Origin of the sequence: Shinella sp. (assembly GCF_035998705.1) — a bacterium.
In the GTDB taxonomy this organism is placed as follows: Bacteria; Pseudomonadota; Alphaproteobacteria; order Rhizobiales; family Rhizobiaceae; genus Shinella.
In genome coordinates, this window is the sequence record NZ_DASYHH010000022.1 from 661,322 (window position 1) to 680,384 (window position 19,063).

Sequence of the window (19,063 nt, forward strand, 5' to 3'; positions counted from 1 at the left end):
GATGCTGAAGCTCTACGACGTGGAAGTGCAATCCCGCCTCCTTCTCGGCACCGCCCGCTATCCCTCCCCCACCATCCTCGCGGAAGCCGTGCAGCGCTCGAAGGCGGAGATCGTCACCGTGTCGCTGCGGCGCGAGACGGCCGGCGGCAAGGGCGGCGGCGCGTTCTTCGAGCTGATCCGCGAGCTCGGCGTGCGCGTGCTGCCCAATACCGCCGGCTGCCACAGCGTGCAGGAGGCCGTGCTGACGGCGAAGATGGCGCGAGAGGTCTTTCGCACCGACTGGATCAAGCTGGAGGTGATCGGTCATCACGATACGCTGCAACCCGATGTCTTCGGCCTCGTCGAGGCGGCGCACATCCTGACCGGCGAGGGCTTCCAGGTCTTCCCCTATACAACCGACGACCTCATCGTCGCAGAGAAGCTGCTCGAAGCGGGCTGCCGCGTGCTGATGCCCTGGTGCGCGCCGATCGGCTCCGCAATGGGGCCGGTGAACCCGATGGCGCTGCGCACCTTCCGGACGCATTTTCCGGATACCCCCCTGATCGTCGACGCCGGCATCGGCCGGCCTTCGCATGCGGCCAGCGTCATGGAACTCGGCTACGACGCCGTGCTGCTCAACACCGCCGTCGCCGGCGCCGGCGACCCGGCCGCGATGGCCGAGGCCTTTGCGCTCGCCATCGATGCCGGCCGCCTCGCGCACGAGGCCGTACCGCTGGAGCCGCGCGACATGGCCGTTCCCTCCACCCCCGTCATCGGAAAGGCCGTCTTCTCATGAGGCTCGATCCCTTCTATCTCATCGTCGACAGCGCCGACTGGATCGAGCGCCTCGTGCCGATCGGCGTCAAGCTCGTGCAACTGCGCATGAAGGATTTGCCGGACGAGCGGCTGCGCGCCGAAATCCGCCGCGCCAAAACCGTATGTGCCGAGCACGGTTGCCAGCTCATCGTCAACGACTACTGGCAGATCGCCATCGAGGAAGGTTGCGATTTCGTGCATCTCGGCCAGGAGGATTTGGCAGAAGCCGACGTCGCCGCCATCCGCGCGGCCGGAATGAAACTCGGCCTCTCCACCCATGACGAGGCCGAACTTGACATCGCCCTCAGGGAAAAACCGGACTATGTGGCGCTCGGCCCGGTCTGGCCGACGATCCTGAAGAAGATGAAATGGGCGCCGCAGGGTGTCGAGCGGCTGCGCGACTGGAAGGCGCGCATCGCCGCCATTCCCCTCGTCGCAATCGGCGGCCTCAACCCGGATCGCCTGGAGGCCGTCTTCGAAAACGGCGCCGACAGCGCGGCCGTGGTGACCGACATCACGCTGAATGCCGATCCGGAAGCGCGCACGCGCGAATGGATCGAGCGCACAGCGCGCTGGCGTTAGACCTTCCACAGCCGACGGGCGTTTTCCGCAAACACGCGGGTCTTGTCCTCCAGGCTGACGCCGGAGAGCAGGGCCTGTGTCGCGCCGATCCAGGTGGAAAGCCCGCCGCCGAGCGTTGAGACCGGCCAGTCGCTGCCCCAGACCATGCGGTCGAAACCGAAACTCTCGGCCACATGGGCGAAATAGGGCTTCAGGTCCTCCAGCGTCCAGTCTTCCGCCCCATAGGCCGGAATGCCGGAGAGTTTCACCGTCACATTCGGCCGGCGCGCGATCTCCGCGACCGGCCCCTTCCACACATCGAAGCCGCCACCCTTGATATCCGGTACGCCGCAATGGTCGAGCACGAAGGAGACGTCGGGCGCGAGATCGGCAAGTGCGATCGCCTTGCTAATCTGGTGCGGCAGCACGCAGAGATCGAAATTGAGCCCGGTGCCTGCGAGCCGCTTGATGTTTTCCCGGAAGAGAACACCTTCGGACAGATCGTCCGGCACGACATGCAGCACACGGCGAAAACCGCGCACGAAGGAATTGACGCGTATGCTTTCGAGATAGGCGGGAAACTTCGGCGATTCGGGACGGCACGACGCGATGGCGCCGGCAAGCAGGCTGCCCTCCTCACCGGCGAGCGCCTGTATCATCGCCGTCTCGCGGGCGATGTCCGCCGCCGCAACATCGACTTCCATATGCAGCGCCGCGACGATGCCGAGCCGGCGGGCTTCGCGCGCGTAGGCCTCGTGGGTGAAATCCGCATCGAGCGCCGGCACGCCCGACAGCCAGGGATAGGAGAGCCGATCGCGGTAGATGAGATGCAGGTGCGTGTCGATGATCATGCGGGCCTCCTCCAGACGGTTCGGACACTGCCACAGAAGAATGACCCATTCAAATACGAATTGCGTTCAGGCCATCGCACCGCCACGCCTTCCATTTCGGGACCTTCCCTCTAGGTTTCCCTTCGAACAACAGGAGAAAATGTATGAAGATCAGCGCACGCAATCGCCTCAAGGGCAAGATCGTCGAAGTCGTTCTCGGCGCCACGACGGCGCATGTCCGCATCGATATCGGCGGGCAGGTCATCACCGCGTCGATCACCAACGACGCGGTGAACGAACTCGGCCTTGCCGCCGGCCACGAGGCCTATGCGGTGATCAAGGCATCGGATGTGATGGTGGCGATCGACGATTAATCGTCGATCTTCTTGCACATATAGCCGGCCCGGTCTCGTAGTCCCCTTGCGGGGCGGCGTGATCGACACATGATCAACCGGCACCGGCGGCTTCCGAATTCTGCCGGCGCCAAACCGTCGGCGAAACACCCGTGCGCTTGCGGAAGAAACGCGAAAAATAGGCCGGGTCCTCGAAGCCGGTCTCCCGGCCGATATCCTCCACCGGGCGGATGGTGAAGCGGAGCAGGCGTTTTGCCTCCAGCAGGCGCCGCTCGAGCACCATGTCCTTCACCGTCTGGCCGAACACCGTGCGCGCCGCCTTGTCGAGCAGGTGCGGCGTCGTCGCCAGACGCTCGACATAATGGCTTACCGGCCAATCCTCGCGATAGTGCCGGTCGATCGCGCGCCGTAGGTCCAGCCCCAGCGCCACTGCGGGCGACGCGCCCTCGAAACCGACATTGCCGCCGAGCCGGGCCATCAGCGACAGGACCACGCCGATCAGCCCCGCCAGCACCCGCTCGCTTGCGGCAGCACCGCCGCGATAATCCTCCATCACCATCTCGAGCAGCGTGCCGATCCGCATCCAGCCCGGCGCCTCCGCATCGCCTTCGAGCAGCACCGGCGCATCGAGCGCCAGGTCCACCTGCGGCGCCATCGCCCTCAGCAGGTCGTCGGAGATCGACACGACGATCGCATCCGACTGTTCGCCGACATCGAAACCATGCACGACATTGCTCGGCACGAAGCTGATCGCCGGAGCCGAAAAATTCCAAGTGCGATCCTCGATCCGGTAGCGGCCCTCACCCTTGAACCAATAGGTGACCTGCCCCATCAGCGGATGTTTGTGCGGCGCGACGTGGCCGAAATGCAGGCTTTTGCGCTCCATCACTGTTTCGACATGCAGGAAACCGACGTCGAGCGCGCGGCTCGGCTCGCCGTAGACGAAGAAGGCGGGGACATCGTTGCGTGCGCTCATGGCCGGAAAAAGTACCAGCGAATTGCCCGGTTTGTCCATGGCGCCCGCCACCCGGCGGACTTAGCCTTTGTCAGGATTTTTTGGGAGGATCACCATGCGCGCCGAAGACCATCGCAGCGACAAGACACGGCCGTTCACCGGCGCCGAATATCTCGCGAGCCTGCGCGACGGGCGCGAGGTCTATATCAACGGCGAGCGCATCGCCGACGTGACGACCCATCCCGCGATGCGCAATTCGGCCCGCTCGCTTGCCCGCATGTACGATGCGCTGCACGACCCGAAGCGTAAGGATCGACTGACATCGCCGACCGATACGGGCTCCGGCGGCTACACGCACAAATATTTCCGCGTCGCCCATTCCGCCGCAGATCTCGTCGCCCAGCAGGGCGCCATCGCCGACTGGGCGCGCATGTCCTACGGCTGGATGGGCCGCACCGCCGACTACAAGGCGGCACTGATGAACACGCTCGGCGCCAATGCCGACTGGTACGGCCCCTTCAAGGCCAATGCGCTCGCCTGGCACAAACGCGCGCAGGAAAGCGTGCTCTTCATGAACCACGCCATCGTCAACCCGCCGATCGACCGCCACAAGCCGGCCGATGCGGTGAAGGACGTCTTCGTGCATATCACCAGGGAGACGGATGCCGGCATCTACGTCTCGGGCGCCAAGGTCGTCGCCACCTCCTCGGCGCTGACACATTACAATTTCCTCGCCCAGAGTTCGGCGACCGTCACCGAAGACCCGTCGCTGTCCGTCATGTTCATCGTGCCGATGAATGCGCCGGGGGTAAAAATGTTCTGCCGCACCTCCTATGAGCAGACGGCGGCGACCGCCGCTCATCCCTTCGACTACCCGCTCTCCTCCCGCTTCGACGAGAACGACGCGATCCTCGTACTCGACAATGTTTTCATCCCCTGGGAGGACGTGCTGGTGCTGCGCGATGCGGCAAAGATCCTCTCCTTTCATCCGGCGTCAGGTTTCATGCACGGCTACTGCTTCCAGGGCTGCACGCGGCTAGCGGTGAAGATGGATTTTCTGGCCGGCCTGCTGGCGAAAGCCCTGCGCGCCACCGGCGGCGATGCCTTTCGCGGCAATCAGGCGCTGCTCGGCGAGGTGATCGCCATCCGCCACCAGTTCTGGTCCTTCTCCAACGCCATGGCCTACAACCCGATCCCCTGGGCGAATGGCGCGGTGCTGCCGAACCTCGAAGCGGCGCTCTGCTACCGCACCTTCATGTCGGAGGCCTATCCGAAGGTGATCGACATCGTGCGCCGCACCGTCGCCTCCGGCCTCATCTACCTGCCTTCCTCGACCAAGGATTTCGCCAACCCAGAGATCGACCGCTACCTCGCGCAATATGTCCGCGGCTCGAACGACATGGGCCATATCGAGCGCATCAAGATCATGAAGCTGCTCTGGGATGCGACCGGCACGGAATTCGGCGGCCGCCATGCTCTTTACGAACTGAACTATGCCGGCGCGCCGGAGGAAGTCCGCCTCCAGGTGCTGAAGGGTGCGGAGCGTGGCGGACGCCTCAAGGAGATGGAAGCGCTGGTCGACCAGTGCATGGCCGACTATGACGAGACCGGCTGGACGGGCGACACCTGGCTGCCGCCACGGGACGACGACGCCCTCAGCAATGCTGCCGAATGAGGGCCGTGTCATGGACCTCAATGTCTCGAAGACCGAATTCCGCAACGCGATGGCCCGGGTCTGCGCGCCCGTCAACGTGATCACCACCAAGGGAGCCGCCGGCCGCGGCGGTTTTACCGCCACCGCCATGTGCTCGGTGACCGACGAGCCGCCGACACTGCTTGTCTGCATGAACAGCCGCTCGGCGCAGACGGGGCTTTTCATCGAGAACCGCCGCTTCTGCGTCAACGTGCTGACACAGGAGCACAAGGCACTCGCCGCCTCCTTCGCCGGGCGTGAAGCCGACATGGAGGCGCGTTATGCCGATGCCGCCTGGACGGACCTGCCCTCCGGCAACCAGGCGCTCGCAGACGCCATCGTCTCCTTCGATTGCCGGCTGACGGAGGCGCGGCTTGTGGGCACGCACAACATCCTCATCGGCGAGGTCGTGGACATCCGCTGCCGGCGCGATGGGCATGCGCTGATCTATTTCGACCGCAACTATGTGCACGTGCCGACCCAGACCGGCAGTTTCGGCGGCTGATGCCTCTTGACAAGCGGCCTTATATTTAACACGTTAAATAAAAAGCTGCGCCGGGAGGAACTATGCCGCACCTGACCGTCGAATATTCGGCCAATCTGGAAGGCCGCACCGATCTCGATGCGCTCTGCGCCGCGCTGCTGGAGACGGTGCTCGCAACCGGCCTTTTCGAGGTCGGCGCCGTCCGCGTGCGGGCGCTGCGGGCCGATCACTACGCGATTGCCGACCGCTTGGCCGAAAACGCCTTCGTCGACCTCAACTTCCGCATCGGCAAGGGCCGCAGCGCAGAGGAGAAAAAGCACACCGGCGAGGCGCTTTTCGCCACGGCGAGCCGGCTGCTCGCCCCCCTCTTCGAGACGCCGCACTTCGCGCTTTCGCTGGAAATTCGCGAGATCGACGCGGAGCTGAGCTGGAAGAAGAACGCCATCCATCCGCGCCTGCGCGGCAAGTAACAGGAAATCCCATGTCGAAACTGCAGGAAAACAGCGCGAAGGCGGAGGCCTATCTCGCCCGCTTCAAGGAGAAGGGCGTCTTGAACCGCATCGGCGGCGAGGACCTGTCCGCCGAAGACGGCGCGACCTTCGAGACCATTTCGCCCGTCGACCTGAAGCCGCTCGCAACCGTCGCGAAGGGCGGGGCCGCCGATATCGACCGCGCCGCAAAAGCCGCCAAGGCCGCCTTCGCCGATTGGGCGGCGATGCCCGGCGACGCGCGCAAAAAACTGCTGCACAAGATCGCCGACGCCATCGTGGCACGGGCGGAGGAAATCGCCTTCGTCGAATGCATGGATACCGGCCAGTCGCTGCGCTTCATGGCGAAGGCCGCATTGCGCGGGGCGGAAAACTTCCGCTTCTTCGCCGACCGCGCGCCGGAAGCGCGCGACGGCAAGACGTTGCGCACCGAGGGCCAGGTCAACATGACGACCCGCGTGCCGATCGGCCCGGTCGGCATCATCACGCCGTGGAACACGCCCTTCATGCTCTCCACGTGGAAGATCGCCCCGGCGCTTGCCGCCGGCTGCACCATCGTGCACAAGCCGGCCGAATTTTCACCGCTGACGGCGCGGCTGCTTGTCGAGATCGCCGAAGAGGCCGGCCTGCCGAAGGGGGTGTGGAACCTCGTCAACGGCTTTGGCGAGGATGCCGGCAAGGCGCTCACCGAACATCCGCTGATCAGGGCGATCGGCTTCGTCGGCGAAAGCCGCACCGGCTCGATGATCATGAAACAGGGCGCCGACACGCTGAAGCGCGTGCATTTCGAACTCGGCGGCAAGAACCCCGTCATCGTCTTCGCCGATGCGGATCTCGAACGCGCCGCCGACGCCGCCGTCTTCATGATCTACTCGCTGAACGGCGAGCGCTGCACCTCCTCCTCGCGCCTCTTGGTGGAGGAGAGCATCTACGAGCGCTTCACCGCCCTCGTTGCGGAGAAGGCCAAGCGCATCAAGGTCGGCCATCCCCTTGATCCCGAAACCGTCGTCGGCCCGCTGATCCATCCGGTGCATGAGAAAAAGGTGCTGGACTATATCGCGATCGGCAAATCCGAAGGCGCGACGGTCGCTGCCGGCGGCGAAAAATTCGAGGGGCCGGGCGGCGGATGTTACGTCTCGCCAACGCTTTTCACGAAGGCGAACAATGGCATGCGCATCGCACAGGAGGAAATCTTCGGCCCGGTACTGACCGCCATTCCCTTCAAGGACGAAGCCGAAGCCCTGACGCTTGCCAACGACGTCCAGTATGGCCTCACCGGCTATCTCTGGACGGCGGATGTCACCCGCGCCTTCCGCTTCACCGATCATCTGGAGGCCGGCATGATCTGGGTGAATTCGGAAAACGTGCGCCACCTGCCGACGCCCTTCGGCGGCGTGAAGAATTCCGGCATCGGCCGCGATGGCGGCGACTGGTCCTTCGATTTCTACATGGAGACGAAGAACATCGCCTTCGCCACCGGCGCCCACGCCATTCCGAAACTCGGCGGCTGACCGCCCGATAAGACTGCGCTTGAGGAGGACCCCATGCCCGTACCCCAGCCAAACCTCTACCCGCCGTTCAACATCGTGCGGCTCTCCCATGTCGAATTCGGCGTGACGGACCTAGCAAAATCCCGCGCCTTCTATGTCGATACGCTCGGCCTGCAGGTGACCGACGAGACGGCGGACACGATCTATCTGCGTGCGATGGAAGAGCGCGGCCACCATTGCATCGTGCTGAAAAAATCGGACAAGCCGGAAGCCCGCGACCTCGGCTTCAAGGTGTTTGACGAGGAGGATCTCGAAAAGGCCGTGCATTTCTTCGAGGGCAAGGGCCTGCCGGTGGAATGGGTCGAACGCCCCTACCAGGGCCGCACCTTTCGCACGCGCGATCCGCAGGGCATTCCGCTGGAATTCTACACGAAGATGGACCGCCTGCCGCCGATCCACCAGAAATACGCGCTCTATCGCGGCGTCAAACCGCTGCGCATCGACCATTTCAACTGCTTCTCGCCGGATGTCGACGCCAGCGTCGCCTTCTACAACGAGATCGGTTTTCGCGTGACGGAATATACCGAGGACGCAGAGTCGGGCCGGCTCTGGGCGGCCTGGACGCACCGCAAGGGCGGCGTTCACGACATCGCCTTCACAAACGGCCGCGGCCCGCGCCTGCACCACACCGCCTTCTGGGTGCCCACACCGCTCAACATCATCGACCTGCTCGACCTGATGGCGACGACCGGCTGGGTCTCCAACATCGAGCGCGGCCCCGGCCGGCACGGCATTTCCAATGCCTTTTTTCTCTACATCCTCGATCCGGACGGCCACCGCATCGAGATCTACTGCTCGGATTACCAGACGGTGGACCCGGACCTCGAACCCATCAAATGGGACCTGAAAGACCCGCAGCGCCAGACGCTGTGGGGCTCGCCCGCGCCAAAATCCTGGTTCGAACATGGCAGCTTGTTTGCCGGCACCGAGGTCACGGATTCACCCCTGAAGGCGCAACCGATCATCGCCCCCTGACGGGCATTGCAAATCGACGGCCGAGCGCCGAGAAGAACCAATGCCGACAAGGGAGTGAGACATGGATAGCAAAGAATTCCGCCAGTGGTCGCGAACGGTCGCCGATTGGGGCGCCGATTACCGCGCAGGCCTGCGGGAGCGGCCCGTTCGGGCGCAGACGAAGCCCGGCGACATCGCCCGGCAAATCGATGCCGCCGCCCCGGAAGCGGGCGAGACGATGGAGGCGATTTTCGCGGATTTCGAGCGCATCATTCCCGACGGCCTGACGCATTGGCAGCATCCGCGCTTCTTCGCCTATTTCCCGGCCAATGCCGCGCCGGTTTCGGTGATCGCGGATTATCTCGTCACCTCTGTCGCCGCGCAATGCATGCTCTGGCAGACCTCTCCGGCCGCAACCGAGCTCGAAACCCGCGTGGTCGACTGGCTGCGCCAGGCCCTCGGCCTGCCGGATGGTTTTGCCGGCGTCATCCAGGATTCCGCCTCGACCGCGACGCTCGCCGCCGTGCTGGTCATGCGCGAAAAGGCGCTCGGCTGGAAGGGCAACAGCGAGGGGTTGTCAGTGCACAAGGCCGTGCGCGTCTACGCCTCGAAACAGGTGCACACCTCCATCGACCGGGCGATCTGGATTTCCGGCATCGGCGAGGCGAACCTCGTGCGCATCCCCACTAAGGGGCCCCTCAACGGCATGGACCCGGAAGCGCTCGACGCCGCGATCACGGCCGATCTTGCCGCGGGCCACATCCCGGCCGGTGTGATCGCCTGCACCGGCGGCACCTCCATCGGCGCCTGTGATCCGATCCGCGCGGTGGCTGATGTCGTCAAAGCACATGGGCTCTACCTGCATGTGGATGCCGCTTGGGCCGGCTCCGCCATGATCTGCCCTGAGTTCCGTACGCTCTGGGAGGGCGTCGAGGCGGCGGATTCCATCGTCTTCAACCCGCACAAATGGCTCGGCGCCAATTTCGATTGTTCGGTGCAGTTCATCCGCAGCCCGGAAGATCAGGTGCGCACGCTCGCCATCCAGCCGGAATATCTGAAGACGCACGGCCATGACGGCATCATCAACTATTCCGAATGGTCCGTGCCGCTCGGCCGTCGTTTCCGGGCGCTGAAACTGTGGTTCCTGATGCGCTATCACGGGCTCGAAGGTCTTCGCACGATGATCCGCAACCACGTAAAATGGTCGGTGGAACTCGCCGCGCGGCTTGCCGCCGAACCGGATTTCGAAATCGTCAGCGAGCCGGTGCTCTCGCTCTTCTCCTTCCGCCACAACGGCGGCGGCGATGAACACAATATCGCGCTGGTCAACGCCATCAACGACGATGGCCGCATCTACCTGACGCAGACGCGCGTCGAGGGCCGCATCGCCATCCGCTTCCAGGCCGGCCAGTTCGAAATGACCCGCGACGACGCCGACACCGCCTTCACGGTGATCACCGAAATCGCCCGCAGATTGACATAGGAGACCATCGTGACCGAACGGCCCCGCCTCGCCGGCTTTTCCCATCAGGGTGCCTTGAAATACGGCCTCGTCAAGGATGACGGCATCGTGGATCTTTCGGCACGCCATGGCGAACGATGGCCGAGCCTGCGCGAAGTGATCGAGGCGGGGTCATTCGCCGTACTGGCGGAAGAAGCCTCGGCGCTGCCCACCGATTACGCGCTCGCTGACATTACCTACGAAATCCCGATCCCGGCGCCGGAAAAGATCATCTGCGTCGGTGTGAACTTTCCCGATCGCAACGAGGAGTACAAGGACGGCCAGTCCGCGCCCGCCAACCCCTCGCTCTTCATCCGCTTCCCGCGCTCCTTCACCGGCCAGGACCGGCCGCTGATCCGCCCGCCGGAAAGCCCGCAGCTCGACTACGAGGGCGAGATCGTCGTCGTCATCGGCAAGGGCGGGCGGCGCATCGCCGAGGCCGATGCACTGGACCATATCGCGGCCCTCTCGCTCTGCAACGAGGGCACGATCCGCGACTGGGTGCGGCACGCCAAGTTCAACGTCACGCAGGGCAAGAATTTCGATGCAACCGGCGCCATCGGCCCGTGGCTGGTGCCCTATACGGACGAAAGCCAGCTTGCCGACATCAAGCTGGAAACCCGCGTCAACGGCGAAGTGCGCCAGAGCGACCGCACTGGCCGCATGATCTTCTCCTTCCGAAAAATCATCAACTACATCTCCACTTTCACCACACTCGTACCGGGCGACATCATCGTCACCGGCACGCCGACGGGCGCGGGCGCCCGCTTCGATCCGCCGATCTGGCTGAAGCCGGGCGATGTGGTCGAGGTGGAGGCCGAGGGCATCGGCATGCTGCGCAACACCATCGCCGACGAGGTTTTTTGACCATGATGACACCTGACGACATCCAGACGGCGGCGAAAGCCCTCGACGAGGCCGAGCACACCCGCATCCAGATGGGCCTGCTCTCGCTCAAACACCCCGCGATCGACATGGACGACGCCTATGCGATCCAGGGCGCCTGGGTGAAGAAGAAGATCGCCGACGGCCGCAGGGTGATCGGCTGGAAGATCGGCCTCACCTCCAAGGCCATGCAATATGCGCTGAACATCGACATTCCCGATTCCGGCGTGCTCTTCGACGACATGGTGTTCGAGGACGGAGCAACCGTGCCGGCGGATCGCTTCATCCAGCCGCGTGTCGAAGCGGAGATCGCCTTCGTGATGAAGGCGCCGCTGAAGGGTCCCGGCGTGACCGTCTTCGACGTATTGAACGCCACCGACTACGTGACGCCGGCGCTCGAAATCCTCGACACGCGCATCCAGCGCGTCGATCCCGAGACGAAGAAGGCGCGCACCATCTTCGACACGATCTCCGACAATGCCGCCAATGCCGGCATCGTCACGGGCGGGCGGGCTGTGCGGCCGGACCAGATCGACATGCGCTGGATGGGCGCCATCGTCAGCCGCAATGCGGAGGTCGAGGAAACCGGCCTTGGCGCCGGCGTGCTCAACCAGCCGGCGCGCGGCGTCGCCTGGCTCGCCAACCGGCTGGCGCAATATGGCGATGGCATCGAGGCGGGACAGATCGTGCTCGCTGGTTCGTTTATCCGACCGATCGAGGCGCGCCACGGCGATACGATCATCGCCGATTTCGGCCCCTACGGCACCGTCAGCCTGTTCTTCGCATAAGGATTTTGCCATGGCCGCTCCGAAAAACCGTTTCAAGCAGGCGCTGAAGGAAGGCCGTGCGCAGATCGGCCTCTGGCAGGCGCTCGCCAATCCCTACACGGTCGAGATCTGCGCCGAGGCGGGCTATGACTGGCTGCTGCTCGACGCAGAACATGCGCCCAACGACGTGCCGCTGCTCGTCTCGCAGCTTCAGGCGATGAAGGGTTCTGCGAGCCACGCCGTCATCCGTCCGCCGATCGGCGAGACCTGGATCGTCAAGCAATTGCTCGACATCGGCGCGCAGACGCTGTTGATCCCCATGGTCGACAGCAAGGCGATGGCGCAAACCATGGTGAAGGCCGTGCGCTATCCGCCGCACGGCGTGCGCGGCGTCGGCGCGTCGCTCGCCCGCGCCTCCGCCTTCAACCGCACGACGGACTATCTGCAGACAGCCAATGACGAGGTCTGCCTGCTGCTGCAGGTCGAAAGCCGCGCGGGGCTCGAAGCGCTCGATGATATAGCGGGCACGGAGGGCGTCGACGGCGTCTTCATCGGCCCGGCCGACCTTGCCGCCGATATGGGCTTTCTAGGCAGGCCGGGCGCGCCGGAAGTGCAGGCCGAAGTGGAGAAGGCATTCAAAAAAATCCAGTCGCATGGCAAGGCGGCGGGCATCCTTACCGGCGATCTCGGGCTTGCCAAACGCTACCTCGACCTCGGCGCGACCTTCGTCGCGATCGGCAATGACGTGACGCTGCTCGCCAATGCCACGACGAAGCTGCTCGCGGATTTCAAGGCTGCGGACCCCGCAAAAGCCCCGCAGAACGCCAAGGTCTACTGACCCGCTATTCCTCGCCGCCCGCTTTGCCGTCGAGCTTGAGGGCCGCGAGTTCTTCCAGCATGTCGAGAAGCTGTTCGGTGCGGCCGGCGCCGAAGCGGGCGTCGATATCCGCGTAGACGCGGCGGCTGTCCGGCATCACCTCGTCGATGATCGCCTGGCCGGCCGGCGCAAGCTTGAGCAGGACGCGGCGGCCATCGTCCTTGTCCTTGTGCCGGGTGATGAGACCGCGCTCTTCAAGCGCGCGCAGCATGCGGGTGAGGCTAGGTGCGAGAATGAAGGCCTTTTCCGCCACTTCCGTCGCATCGAGCAGGCCGGCTTCCGAAAGCGCGCGCAAGACCCGCCATTGCTGCTCGGTCACGTCGTGATCGGCAAGGATCGGCCGGAAATGGCTCATCACGGCCTCACGCGCCCGGAGCAGGCCGATCGCCAGCGACCGCCGGCGGTCGCGCGGCGGCAGATGCTTCGTTTCGTCGGGATTCGTCATGTCGGGAGGCGCACCGTTCGTCATCCTGCCTCTATCTTCGATTTTTCGGGTCCGTGCAATGCGCGCGAACCGATCGGCCTCACCGCGAGCGCGCGAGCCAGGCATCGACGGACAGCAGGCCAGGGCCGCGGGCCGCGATGAACAGCAGGCAGGCGGCCCAGGTGCCATGCGTCGGCCAGGCGCCGGGATAGACGAAGACCTGGATGACCAGCGTCATCACCAGCAGCGCCAGCGCGGAGAGGCGGCTTGCAAGGCCGATGACCAGCAGGATCGGGAAAAAATGCTCGGCGAAGGCGGCGAGATGGGCTGCCAGCCAGGGATCGATAAGAGGCAGCTTGTATTCGTTTTCGAAGAGATACAGCGCACTGTCCGAGAGCATGAAGCCCTGCACCTTGGTCTGGCCGGACTGCCAGAAGACGGCGGCGATCGACAGGCGCGCAACGAGGGCGATAAGATCGTTCGGGATGCGGGTCAGCACCTGCAAGCCCTGGTCGTAGAGCCTGCGCGGCAGCGGGAGGGCGGCATCAGGCATCGTGTCGGTGTTCATCGGGGTTGTCCTGTCTGATGGCGGTGAAGGCTCCGGAGCGGAGCACGACCGCGAGGTTTGTCGAAAGGTCGAAACGTGCATTCGCCGCCATCGTGGCCTCGGCCGCCAGCCCGAGCGTTTCGCCCGCGGCGAGCAGCCGGCAAAACATCGCGCCGCCCGGCGGCAGCAGGGTCACCTCGACGATCATCCGCGGGCGCACCACCAGCGCATCCTCGCGCTCCCAGCAGTCGAGAGGCGTGAGCGGACGCTCGCCGGCATTCATCGCCCAGATCGTCACGGCCGGATACGGCGAGGAGAAGATCGACAGCGCGGGATGCGGCGTGAAGACGAGATCGCCGAGCCGGGCGGGATCGACCGCCGCCAGCGCCTGCGGATCGAGCGGCGCCGTATCGGCGGCGTGATAGGCACGGCCGCGGGCAACCTCCAGGCGCATCACGTCGGGCAAATAGGCGATGTCGCGCGCCGGCTCGAAGGCCGCGACGAAATCCGGAAAGTCATCGCCATAGGCGAGAAGCAGCGGTGAACGCGGTGGATGGAGCCGGATGAACGCCTGCGCCATCGCCTGGAAGAACTCTGTCCCGACGATGCGCTCGGCCACCGGAAAGCGGGAGGACAGCGCGCCGGTCAGGCTCGCAGAGACATTGTTACGATAGACGCCGTAGCGGCGCTCGGGCGCGCGCGAATTCCACGCGGTCAACCCGGCCGGCGGCGGCGTGGCCGTAAACAGGCTGGCGGCGAAGGCGGTCTGCGTGGTGGCGGACATGGTTCACGCCGCCCTTTGGCGGGCGGCCGCGTCGAGGATGCGCTGGGCCGAGATCGCCTCGTCGCGCAACACGGACCAGGCGGGCACGTCATTGTCCCATTCGACGAGGCTGGCGACCGGCCCGATGCCGCCGATGACCGTCTCGTAGAGCGCCCAGACCGGGTCTTTGACCGGCGTATCGTGGCTGTCGATCAAGAGGGCCGCGCCAAGATCGTCCACCGTCTCAGAATGGCCGCTCAGGTGGATTTCGCGCACGGCTTCGAGCGGGAAGCGGGCGATGTAGTCGCCGGCGTCGAGATTGTGGTTCGTCGCGGCGACGAAGACATTGTTGACGTCGAGCAGCAGGCCGCAGCCGGTGCGCCTCGCGATTTCGGCAAGGAATGCGGTTTCCTCGATCGTGCTTTCCTCGAAGAGCAGATAGGTGGCGGGGTTTTCGAGCAGCATCTGGCGCTTCAATGCGTCCTGCACCTGGTCGACATGCTCGACCACGCGGACAAGCGTCTCCTCCGTATAGGGAAGCGGCAGAAGATCGTTGAGGAAGACGCTGTCATGCGTCGACCAGGCAAGGTGCTCGGAAAAGCTTTCCGGCTGGTAGCGGTCGCACAGCGCCTTCAGTCGGGCGAGATGATCGCGGTCGAGCGGCTGCATGGAGCCGATCGACAGGCCGACGCCGTGGATCGACAGCGCATGGTCCTCGCGCAATTTGCCGAGCTGCGCATGCGGCGGGCCGCCCGCCCCCATATAGTTTTCCGCATGGACCTCGAAGAAGCCGATGGGCTCAGGTGTGGAAAGAATATCGGCAAAATGCTCGGGCTTGAAGCCGACGCCGGCGCGGCGCGGAAGGCGGGAGGGGATCATGACGGGCCTCTTCGAAGGGAAGCGACGGCGCCGGAACGGCGCCGCCTGATGGGTGGAGCGACGGCCTCAGGCCGGTGCCATGCCCTGTTCCAGCGTGCCGTGGCCGTTCGGCGTCTTCATCGAGACGCAGGTGCCGGTCGGAACCAGCTTCCAGGCGTTCTGCTGGTAATCGATCTTCGAGGTGCCGGCGCAGGTCGTGCCCGGGCCTGCCGCGCAGTCGTTCTGGCCCTTCATCGCGATGCCGTAGCACTTTTCCTTGCCTTCTTCGGCGGCAGCCGGCATGGCGATGGTTGCGAGCGCCGAAGCGAGCGAGCCGGCAAGGGCGAGGGTAACGATCGTGGTCTTCATGTCTGTCTCCGTTTGTGGCCAGCCGCGATTGGCTGTTGCATTGGGGGCTACGGAGGCAGGTGCGGCTTCGTTACAGCCGCGGCGTCGCTTTTTCTGTCGAAGGCCTTGCCGAAAGGCCGGCGACATAAGAAAAAGACCCGGCGCATCAGGCGTTTGGATGCGTTACGGATTTCTTTGCGATCGCGCGGTAACAAGATCGTGTTCCGCAACGTAGGGGATGCAGACGAGTGAATCAGTCGGCGCGCGAAGAGGAATGGGCGGACTGGCTGCGCCTCGCCATCAAGGGCGATGCGCAGGCCTATAACCGCTTCCTCGTTGCGGTGACACCGCATCTGCGCCGCATGGCGCGCCGGCGCTGCGACCAGTATGGTGCGCCGGCGAGCGAGGCGGAGGATGTCGTGCAGGAAGTGCTGCTCGCCATCCACCTGAAGCGCGGTACCTGGGATCCGGCCCGGCCGCTCGGCCCCTGGCTGACGACGATCGTGCGCAACAAGCTGGTCGACAGCCTGCGCCGCCGCGGCCGGCAGGTCAGCGTGCCGATCGACGACGTCTCCGATTTCCTGGAGGCGGGCGACGAAACGCATGAGGCCGCCGACCGGCTGGATACGGAAACGATGCTGGCGCAGTTGAAGGATCCGCAACGCGATATCGTCCGCTCGATCTCGATCGAGGGGGCGGGGATCCGGGAAACCGCGGCACGGCTGAAGATGACCGAGGGCGCGGTGCGCGTCTCCCTCCACCGGGCGCTGAAATCGCTCGCCGCCCTCTATCGGAGCGACTGACATGAAGACCGACGACCTGATCACCCTGATGACGCAAGACGCGCCCGTCGGCCTGCGCTACGGCCGCGCGCTCGCCATCGCGCTCGTCGCGGGCGTGGCCGTCTCCGCAGTGCTGCTCGTCGTCACCGTCGGCCTGCGGCACAACATAACAAGCGTCTTCGAGACGGCGCGCGTGCTGTTCAAGATCATCGTGACGATCGCGCTCGCCGTGCTCGCCGCCCGGCTCGCCATGCGCATCGGCCGGCCGGGAGAGGCGCTGCGCCTGCCGACCTTGCTGCTTGCCCTTCCGGTGCTCCTGGTTGGTGCCGCTGTCGCGGCCGAACTCGCGGTGCTGCCGCAGGCGGCCTGGAAGGCCAATATGGTCGGCGGCAATGCGCTGTTCTGCCTGTTCTTCATCCCGGTGCTGTCGCTGGCGCCGCTTGCCGGCCTGTTCTGGGCGCTGAAGCAGGGCGCACCGGAAAACCCGACGGCGGCGGGCGCCTCAGCCGGGCTTGCGGCCGGCGCGATCGCCGCCGCCATCTATGCCTGGCACTGCCCGGACGACAGCCCCCTCTTCCTCGCCGCCTGGTACACGATCGCCATCGCCATCGTCACCGGCGCCGGCGCGCTGCTCGGCCGCCGCTGGTTGCGCTGGTAGGCCGAAGCGCCGGAGGCCTGCGACAGCACGCCACGCGCCATCGCCGCGTTGTTTGATCAACGTCAAAGAAGGCGACGCGCCACGGGGCTACCTCCTTGGCCATGAACGAGAGACGTTCGGCAGCAAGGAGACTTCCAGTGCGTATCATGGCAACCAGCATCGTCGGTGCGGCGGCAATCCTCGTGGCGCTCGCCCTTCCGGCGGCAGCGGCAGATTTCGAAGTGCATATGCTGAACAAGGGTGCGGCCGGCGCCATGGTGTTCGAGCCGGCCTTCGTGAAGGTCGCGCCGGGCGACACCGTCACCTTCATCCCGACGGACAAGGGGCACAATGTCGAGACGATCAAGGACATGATCCCTGACGGCGCCATCGCCTTCAGGAGCAAGATGAACGAGACCTACAAGGTGACCTTCGACACGCCCGGCGCCTATGGCGTCAAGTGCATGCCGCATGTCGGCATGGGTATGGTCGGCCTCGTGCTCGTCGGCGACGCACCGGCCAATCTCGATGCGGTCAAGACCGGCAAGCTGCCGAAAAAGGCCCGCGAGCGCCTGGATGCAGCCATCACGGCGCTGGGGCTGTAACCTCCCCCCACGATCGCGGTCGGCTCAGCCCGCTCATTCGGGATCGGTGGTGAAGGCGATGGTCAGCCAGCGGTCCGGGCCTTCATCGCCGATCGCCGTGCCGATTTCGTCCCATTCCTGCAATTTCTTCGCCGGAAATTCCTCCGGCACGATGAAGAAGAGTTCGATCTGACGGCCGCGCCGACGCGGGCGACATAGGCACGGTAGGAGAGGAAGCCGTGCTTCTCGAAGGCCAGCCGGCCCGGGTCTTTCCGCTTATAGCGGGCGGCCGGCACAAATTCCATCTTCTGCATGATGTGGATTTACACATTTAATTTTCTAATGGCTCCGCCCGCTGCTAATTTCACCCTCACAAACCAACGGAATAGCGCATGCTGAAACTTGCCCTGCTGTGCCGCAGGCCACCGCCGGCGCCAAGTTCGATCTAGCGGACAATGACGGTGTCACGCCGCTCCGGGCGCAACGTGAGCAAAAAACAAGGTGGCGGCGCAGACCGTCGCCGGAGAAATACCGGAAACACTCAAGACAAAGGGCCTGAGACGATGCAACGCAGCTACTATTCCTCCCTCGGCGGCCATCCGCCGCAGAGCGACCTTCTGACCGGCCGCGCCGTGTTCACGGAGGCCTATGCGGTGATCCCCAAGGGGGTGATGCAGGATATCGTCACCAGCTTCCTGCCCTTCTGGAACGACACGCGGCTCTGGGTGATCGCCCGCCCGCTATCGGGCTTCGCCGAGACCTTTTCGCAATATGTCGTGGAAGTGGCGCCAGGCGGCGGCAGCGACCGGCCGGAGCAGGATGCGGGCGCCGAAGGCGTGCTCTTCGTCGTCGATGGCGAGGTGGAACTGACGCTGCCCGCCGGCAAGCACACGCTCCAGCCGGGTGGCTACGCCTTCCTGCCGGCGGGCCTGAAATGGTCGCTGCACAACCGCTCGGGCGCGCATGCCCGCTTCCACTGGATCCGCAAGGCCTATGAGGCCGTGGACGGCCTCGATCATCCGGAACCGCTGATCCTCAACGAAAAAGACATCAAGCCGTCGGAAATGCCCGGCACGAATGGCGGTTGGGCGACGACGCGTTTCGTCGATCCCAACGACCTGCGCCACGACATGCATGTGACGATCGTCACGCTGCAGCCCGGCGCCGTCATTCCCTTTGCGGAAACACACGTGATGGAGCACGGCCTCTACGTGCTTGAGGGCAAGGCCGTCTACCGGCTCAACCAGGATTGGGTGGAAGTGGAGGCCGGCGATTTCATGTGGCTGCGCGCCTTCTGCCCGCAGGCCTGCTATGCCGGCGGCCCCGGCCCGTTCCGCTACCTGCTCTACAAGGACGTCAACCGCCACATGACGCTGCGCCCGTTCGGCGCACGCCGCTAACCCGAAGCCCGGGGGGCAACAAGGCGC

General features: G+C 64.9%; 23 protein-coding genes and 1 pseudogene. 16 read left to right on the forward strand and 8 right to left on the reverse strand.

All coding sequences use genetic code 11. The annotated features are described in order from the left end of the window. Position 1: 1 nt before the first annotated feature. Both VGN93_RS19835 and VGN93_RS19840 read left to right on the forward strand, forming a co-directional pair. Positions 2–775 carry a thiazole synthase gene (locus tag VGN93_RS19835; protein ID WP_327508777.1) on the forward strand — a complete coding sequence of 258 codons (774 nt, stop codon included), beginning with the start codon at positions 2–4 and terminating at the stop codon, positions 773–775. After that, positions 772–1,377: a thiamine phosphate synthase gene (locus VGN93_RS19840; protein ID WP_327508778.1), complete on the forward strand. Its 606-nt coding sequence runs from the start codon at positions 772–774 to the stop codon at positions 1,375–1,377. The genes VGN93_RS19835 and VGN93_RS19840 overlap by 4 nt, the downstream gene beginning before the upstream one ends. Here VGN93_RS19840 and VGN93_RS19845 read toward each other — a convergent pair. Continuing rightward, positions 1,374–2,207, reverse strand: coding sequence for an amidohydrolase (locus VGN93_RS19845; protein ID WP_327508779.1), 834 nt, complete (start codon positions 2,205–2,207; stop codon positions 1,374–1,376). The two genes, VGN93_RS19840 and VGN93_RS19845, sit on opposite strands and share 4 nt — an antisense overlap. Positions 2,208–2,350: 143 nt before the next feature. Here VGN93_RS19845 and VGN93_RS19850 point away from each other — a divergent pair, with 143 nt between their 5' ends. Continuing rightward, positions 2,351–2,560 carry a TOBE domain-containing protein gene (locus tag VGN93_RS19850; protein ID WP_256119745.1) on the forward strand — a complete coding sequence of 70 codons (210 nt, stop codon included), beginning with the start codon at positions 2,351–2,353 and terminating at the stop codon, positions 2,558–2,560. Between the two features lie 73 nt (positions 2,561–2,633). Here the strand turns inward: VGN93_RS19850 and VGN93_RS19855 are convergent, their stop codons facing one another. Next, entirely contained in the window at positions 2,634–3,515 is an 882-nt protein-coding gene (locus tag VGN93_RS19855; protein ID WP_327508780.1) for a helix-turn-helix domain-containing protein, read from the reverse strand. A 94-nt stretch (positions 3,516–3,609) separates the two neighbouring features. Here VGN93_RS19855 and VGN93_RS19860 point away from each other — a divergent pair, with 94 nt between their 5' ends. The 9 genes from VGN93_RS19860 (at position 3,610) to hpaI (ending at position 12,654) form a co-directional block, all read left to right on the forward strand. Then, positions 3,610–5,169 carry a 4-hydroxyphenylacetate 3-hydroxylase N-terminal domain-containing protein gene (locus VGN93_RS19860; protein WP_327508781.1) on the forward strand — a complete coding sequence of 520 codons (1,560 nt, stop codon included), beginning with the start codon at positions 3,610–3,612 and terminating at the stop codon, positions 5,167–5,169. Between the two features lie 10 nt (positions 5,170–5,179). Beyond that, on the forward strand, positions 5,180–5,692 hold the full coding sequence (locus VGN93_RS19865; protein ID WP_327508782.1) for a flavin reductase: 513 nt from the start codon (positions 5,180–5,182) through the stop codon (positions 5,690–5,692). Between the two features lie 62 nt (positions 5,693–5,754). Continuing rightward, on the forward strand, positions 5,755–6,141 hold the full coding sequence (locus VGN93_RS19870) for a 5-carboxymethyl-2-hydroxymuconate Delta-isomerase (RefSeq protein ID WP_319319848.1): 387 nt from the start codon (positions 5,755–5,757) through the stop codon (positions 6,139–6,141). Positions 6,142–6,152: 11 nt separating this feature from the next. Further along, positions 6,153–7,670 (forward strand): 5-carboxymethyl-2-hydroxymuconate semialdehyde dehydrogenase, encoded by a 1,518-nt coding sequence (gene hpaE / locus VGN93_RS19875; protein ID WP_327508783.1) that lies wholly within the window; start codon positions 6,153–6,155, stop codon positions 7,668–7,670. A gap of 33 nt (positions 7,671–7,703) precedes the next feature. Next, positions 7,704–8,684 carry a 3,4-dihydroxyphenylacetate 2,3-dioxygenase gene (hpaD, locus tag VGN93_RS19880; RefSeq protein ID WP_327508784.1) on the forward strand — a complete coding sequence of 327 codons (981 nt, stop codon included), beginning with the start codon at positions 7,704–7,706 and terminating at the stop codon, positions 8,682–8,684. A 61-nt stretch (positions 8,685–8,745) separates the two neighbouring features. After that, positions 8,746–10,146, forward strand: coding sequence for a pyridoxal phosphate-dependent decarboxylase family protein (locus tag VGN93_RS19885; RefSeq protein ID WP_327508785.1), 1,401 nt, complete (start codon positions 8,746–8,748; stop codon positions 10,144–10,146). A gap of 9 nt (positions 10,147–10,155) precedes the next feature. Then, complete coding sequence (locus VGN93_RS19890; protein ID WP_327508786.1) at positions 10,156–11,031, forward strand: fumarylacetoacetate hydrolase family protein; 876 nt, start codon at positions 10,156–10,158, stop codon at positions 11,029–11,031. 2 nt (positions 11,032–11,033) lie between these two features. Next, positions 11,034–11,837, forward strand: coding sequence for a 2-oxo-hept-4-ene-1,7-dioate hydratase (gene hpaH, locus VGN93_RS19895; RefSeq protein ID WP_327508787.1), 804 nt, complete (start codon positions 11,034–11,036; stop codon positions 11,835–11,837). Between the two features lie 10 nt (positions 11,838–11,847). Further along, positions 11,848–12,654, forward strand: coding sequence for a 4-hydroxy-2-oxoheptanedioate aldolase (hpaI, locus tag VGN93_RS19900; protein ID WP_327508788.1), 807 nt, complete (start codon positions 11,848–11,850; stop codon positions 12,652–12,654). Positions 12,655–12,658: 4 nt separating this feature from the next. Here hpaI and hpaR read toward each other — a convergent pair whose 3' ends face one another. From hpaR to VGN93_RS19925, 5 genes are all read right to left on the reverse strand, one after another. Next, positions 12,659–13,138: a homoprotocatechuate degradation operon regulator HpaR gene (hpaR, locus tag VGN93_RS19905; protein ID WP_327508789.1), complete on the reverse strand. Its 480-nt coding sequence runs from the start codon at positions 13,136–13,138 to the stop codon at positions 12,659–12,661. A gap of 79 nt (positions 13,139–13,217) precedes the next feature. After that, a complete protein-coding gene (locus VGN93_RS19910; RefSeq protein WP_327508790.1) occupies positions 13,218–13,685 on the reverse strand; it encodes a DoxX family protein in 468 nt (155 codons plus the stop codon). Beyond that, complete coding sequence (locus VGN93_RS19915; protein WP_327508791.1) at positions 13,663–14,448, reverse strand: DNA-binding domain-containing protein; 786 nt, start codon at positions 14,446–14,448, stop codon at positions 13,663–13,665. Before VGN93_RS19915 ends, VGN93_RS19910 begins: the two co-directional genes overlap by 23 nt. A gap of 3 nt (positions 14,449–14,451) precedes the next feature. Further along, positions 14,452–15,306, reverse strand: a complete 855-nt coding sequence (locus VGN93_RS19920) for a DUF692 domain-containing protein (RefSeq protein ID WP_327508792.1) — start codon at positions 15,304–15,306, stop codon at positions 14,452–14,454. 66 nt (positions 15,307–15,372) lie between these two features. Further along, positions 15,373–15,654: a DUF2282 domain-containing protein gene (locus VGN93_RS19925; RefSeq protein ID WP_319319867.1), complete on the reverse strand. Its 282-nt coding sequence runs from the start codon at positions 15,652–15,654 to the stop codon at positions 15,373–15,375. A 227-nt stretch (positions 15,655–15,881) separates the two neighbouring features. Here VGN93_RS19925 and VGN93_RS19930 point away from each other — a divergent pair, with 227 nt between their 5' ends. The 3 genes from VGN93_RS19930 (at position 15,882) to VGN93_RS19940 (ending at position 17,657) form a co-directional block, all read left to right on the forward strand. Then, a complete protein-coding gene (locus VGN93_RS19930) occupies positions 15,882–16,436 on the forward strand; it encodes a sigma-70 family RNA polymerase sigma factor (protein WP_319319869.1) in 555 nt (184 codons plus the stop codon). A 1-nt stretch (position 16,437) separates the two neighbouring features. Next, positions 16,438–17,073 (forward strand): NrsF family protein, encoded by a 636-nt coding sequence (locus VGN93_RS19935; RefSeq protein WP_327508793.1) that lies wholly within the window; start codon positions 16,438–16,440, stop codon positions 17,071–17,073. A gap of 146 nt (positions 17,074–17,219) precedes the next feature. Further along, positions 17,220–17,657: a pseudoazurin gene (locus VGN93_RS19940; RefSeq protein WP_414714132.1), complete on the forward strand. Its 438-nt coding sequence runs from the start codon at positions 17,220–17,222 to the stop codon at positions 17,655–17,657. 33 nt (positions 17,658–17,690) lie between these two features. Here VGN93_RS19940 and VGN93_RS19945 read toward each other — a convergent pair. Further along, positions 17,691–17,884: pseudogene (locus VGN93_RS19945) on the reverse strand (cation transporter); the annotation flags it as partial. Between the two features lie 315 nt (positions 17,885–18,199). Here VGN93_RS19945 and VGN93_RS19950 point away from each other — a divergent pair. Further along, complete coding sequence (locus tag VGN93_RS19950) at positions 18,200–19,036, forward strand: bifunctional allantoicase/(S)-ureidoglycine aminohydrolase (RefSeq protein WP_327508795.1); 837 nt, start codon at positions 18,200–18,202, stop codon at positions 19,034–19,036. Positions 19,037–19,063: the final 27 nt, after the last annotated feature.

Coding starts and splice junctions, on each gene's coding strand:
- VGN93_RS19835 (WP_327508777.1), top strand. CDS start 2: ATGCTGAAGCTCTACGACGTGGAAGTGCAATCCCGCCTCCTTCTCGGC.
- VGN93_RS19840 (WP_327508778.1), top strand. CDS start 772: ATGAGGCTCGATCCCTTCTATCTCATCGTCGACAGCGCCGACTGGATC.
- VGN93_RS19845 (WP_327508779.1), bottom strand. CDS start 2,207: ATGATCATCGACACGCACCTGCATCTCATCTACCGCGATCGGCTCTCC.
- VGN93_RS19850 (WP_256119745.1), top strand. CDS start 2,351: ATGAAGATCAGCGCACGCAATCGCCTCAAGGGCAAGATCGTCGAAGTC.
- VGN93_RS19855 (WP_327508780.1), bottom strand. CDS start 3,515: ATGAGCGCACGCAACGATGTCCCCGCCTTCTTCGTCTACGGCGAGCCG.
- VGN93_RS19860 (WP_327508781.1), top strand. CDS start 3,610: ATGCGCGCCGAAGACCATCGCAGCGACAAGACACGGCCGTTCACCGGC.
- VGN93_RS19865 (WP_327508782.1), top strand. CDS start 5,180: ATGGACCTCAATGTCTCGAAGACCGAATTCCGCAACGCGATGGCCCGG.
- VGN93_RS19870 (WP_319319848.1), top strand. CDS start 5,755: ATGCCGCACCTGACCGTCGAATATTCGGCCAATCTGGAAGGCCGCACC.
- hpaE (WP_327508783.1), top strand. CDS start 6,153: ATGTCGAAACTGCAGGAAAACAGCGCGAAGGCGGAGGCCTATCTCGCC.
- hpaD (WP_327508784.1), top strand. CDS start 7,704: ATGCCCGTACCCCAGCCAAACCTCTACCCGCCGTTCAACATCGTGCGG.
- VGN93_RS19885 (WP_327508785.1), top strand. CDS start 8,746: ATGGATAGCAAAGAATTCCGCCAGTGGTCGCGAACGGTCGCCGATTGG.
- hpaH (WP_327508787.1), top strand. CDS start 11,034: ATGATGACACCTGACGACATCCAGACGGCGGCGAAAGCCCTCGACGAG.
- hpaI (WP_327508788.1), top strand. CDS start 11,848: ATGGCCGCTCCGAAAAACCGTTTCAAGCAGGCGCTGAAGGAAGGCCGT.
- hpaR (WP_327508789.1), bottom strand. CDS start 13,138: ATGACGAATCCCGACGAAACGAAGCATCTGCCGCCGCGCGACCGCCGG.
- VGN93_RS19910 (WP_327508790.1), bottom strand. CDS start 13,685: ATGAACACCGACACGATGCCTGATGCCGCCCTCCCGCTGCCGCGCAGG.
- VGN93_RS19915 (WP_327508791.1), bottom strand. CDS start 14,448: ATGTCCGCCACCACGCAGACCGCCTTCGCCGCCAGCCTGTTTACGGCC.
- VGN93_RS19920 (WP_327508792.1), bottom strand. CDS start 15,306: ATGATCCCCTCCCGCCTTCCGCGCCGCGCCGGCGTCGGCTTCAAGCCC.
- VGN93_RS19925 (WP_319319867.1), bottom strand. CDS start 15,654: ATGAAGACCACGATCGTTACCCTCGCCCTTGCCGGCTCGCTCGCTTCG.
- VGN93_RS19935 (WP_327508793.1), top strand. CDS start 16,438: ATGAAGACCGACGACCTGATCACCCTGATGACGCAAGACGCGCCCGTC.
- VGN93_RS19940 (WP_414714132.1), top strand. CDS start 17,220: ATGGCAACCAGCATCGTCGGTGCGGCGGCAATCCTCGTGGCGCTCGCC.
- VGN93_RS19950 (WP_327508795.1), top strand. CDS start 18,200: ATGCAACGCAGCTACTATTCCTCCCTCGGCGGCCATCCGCCGCAGAGC.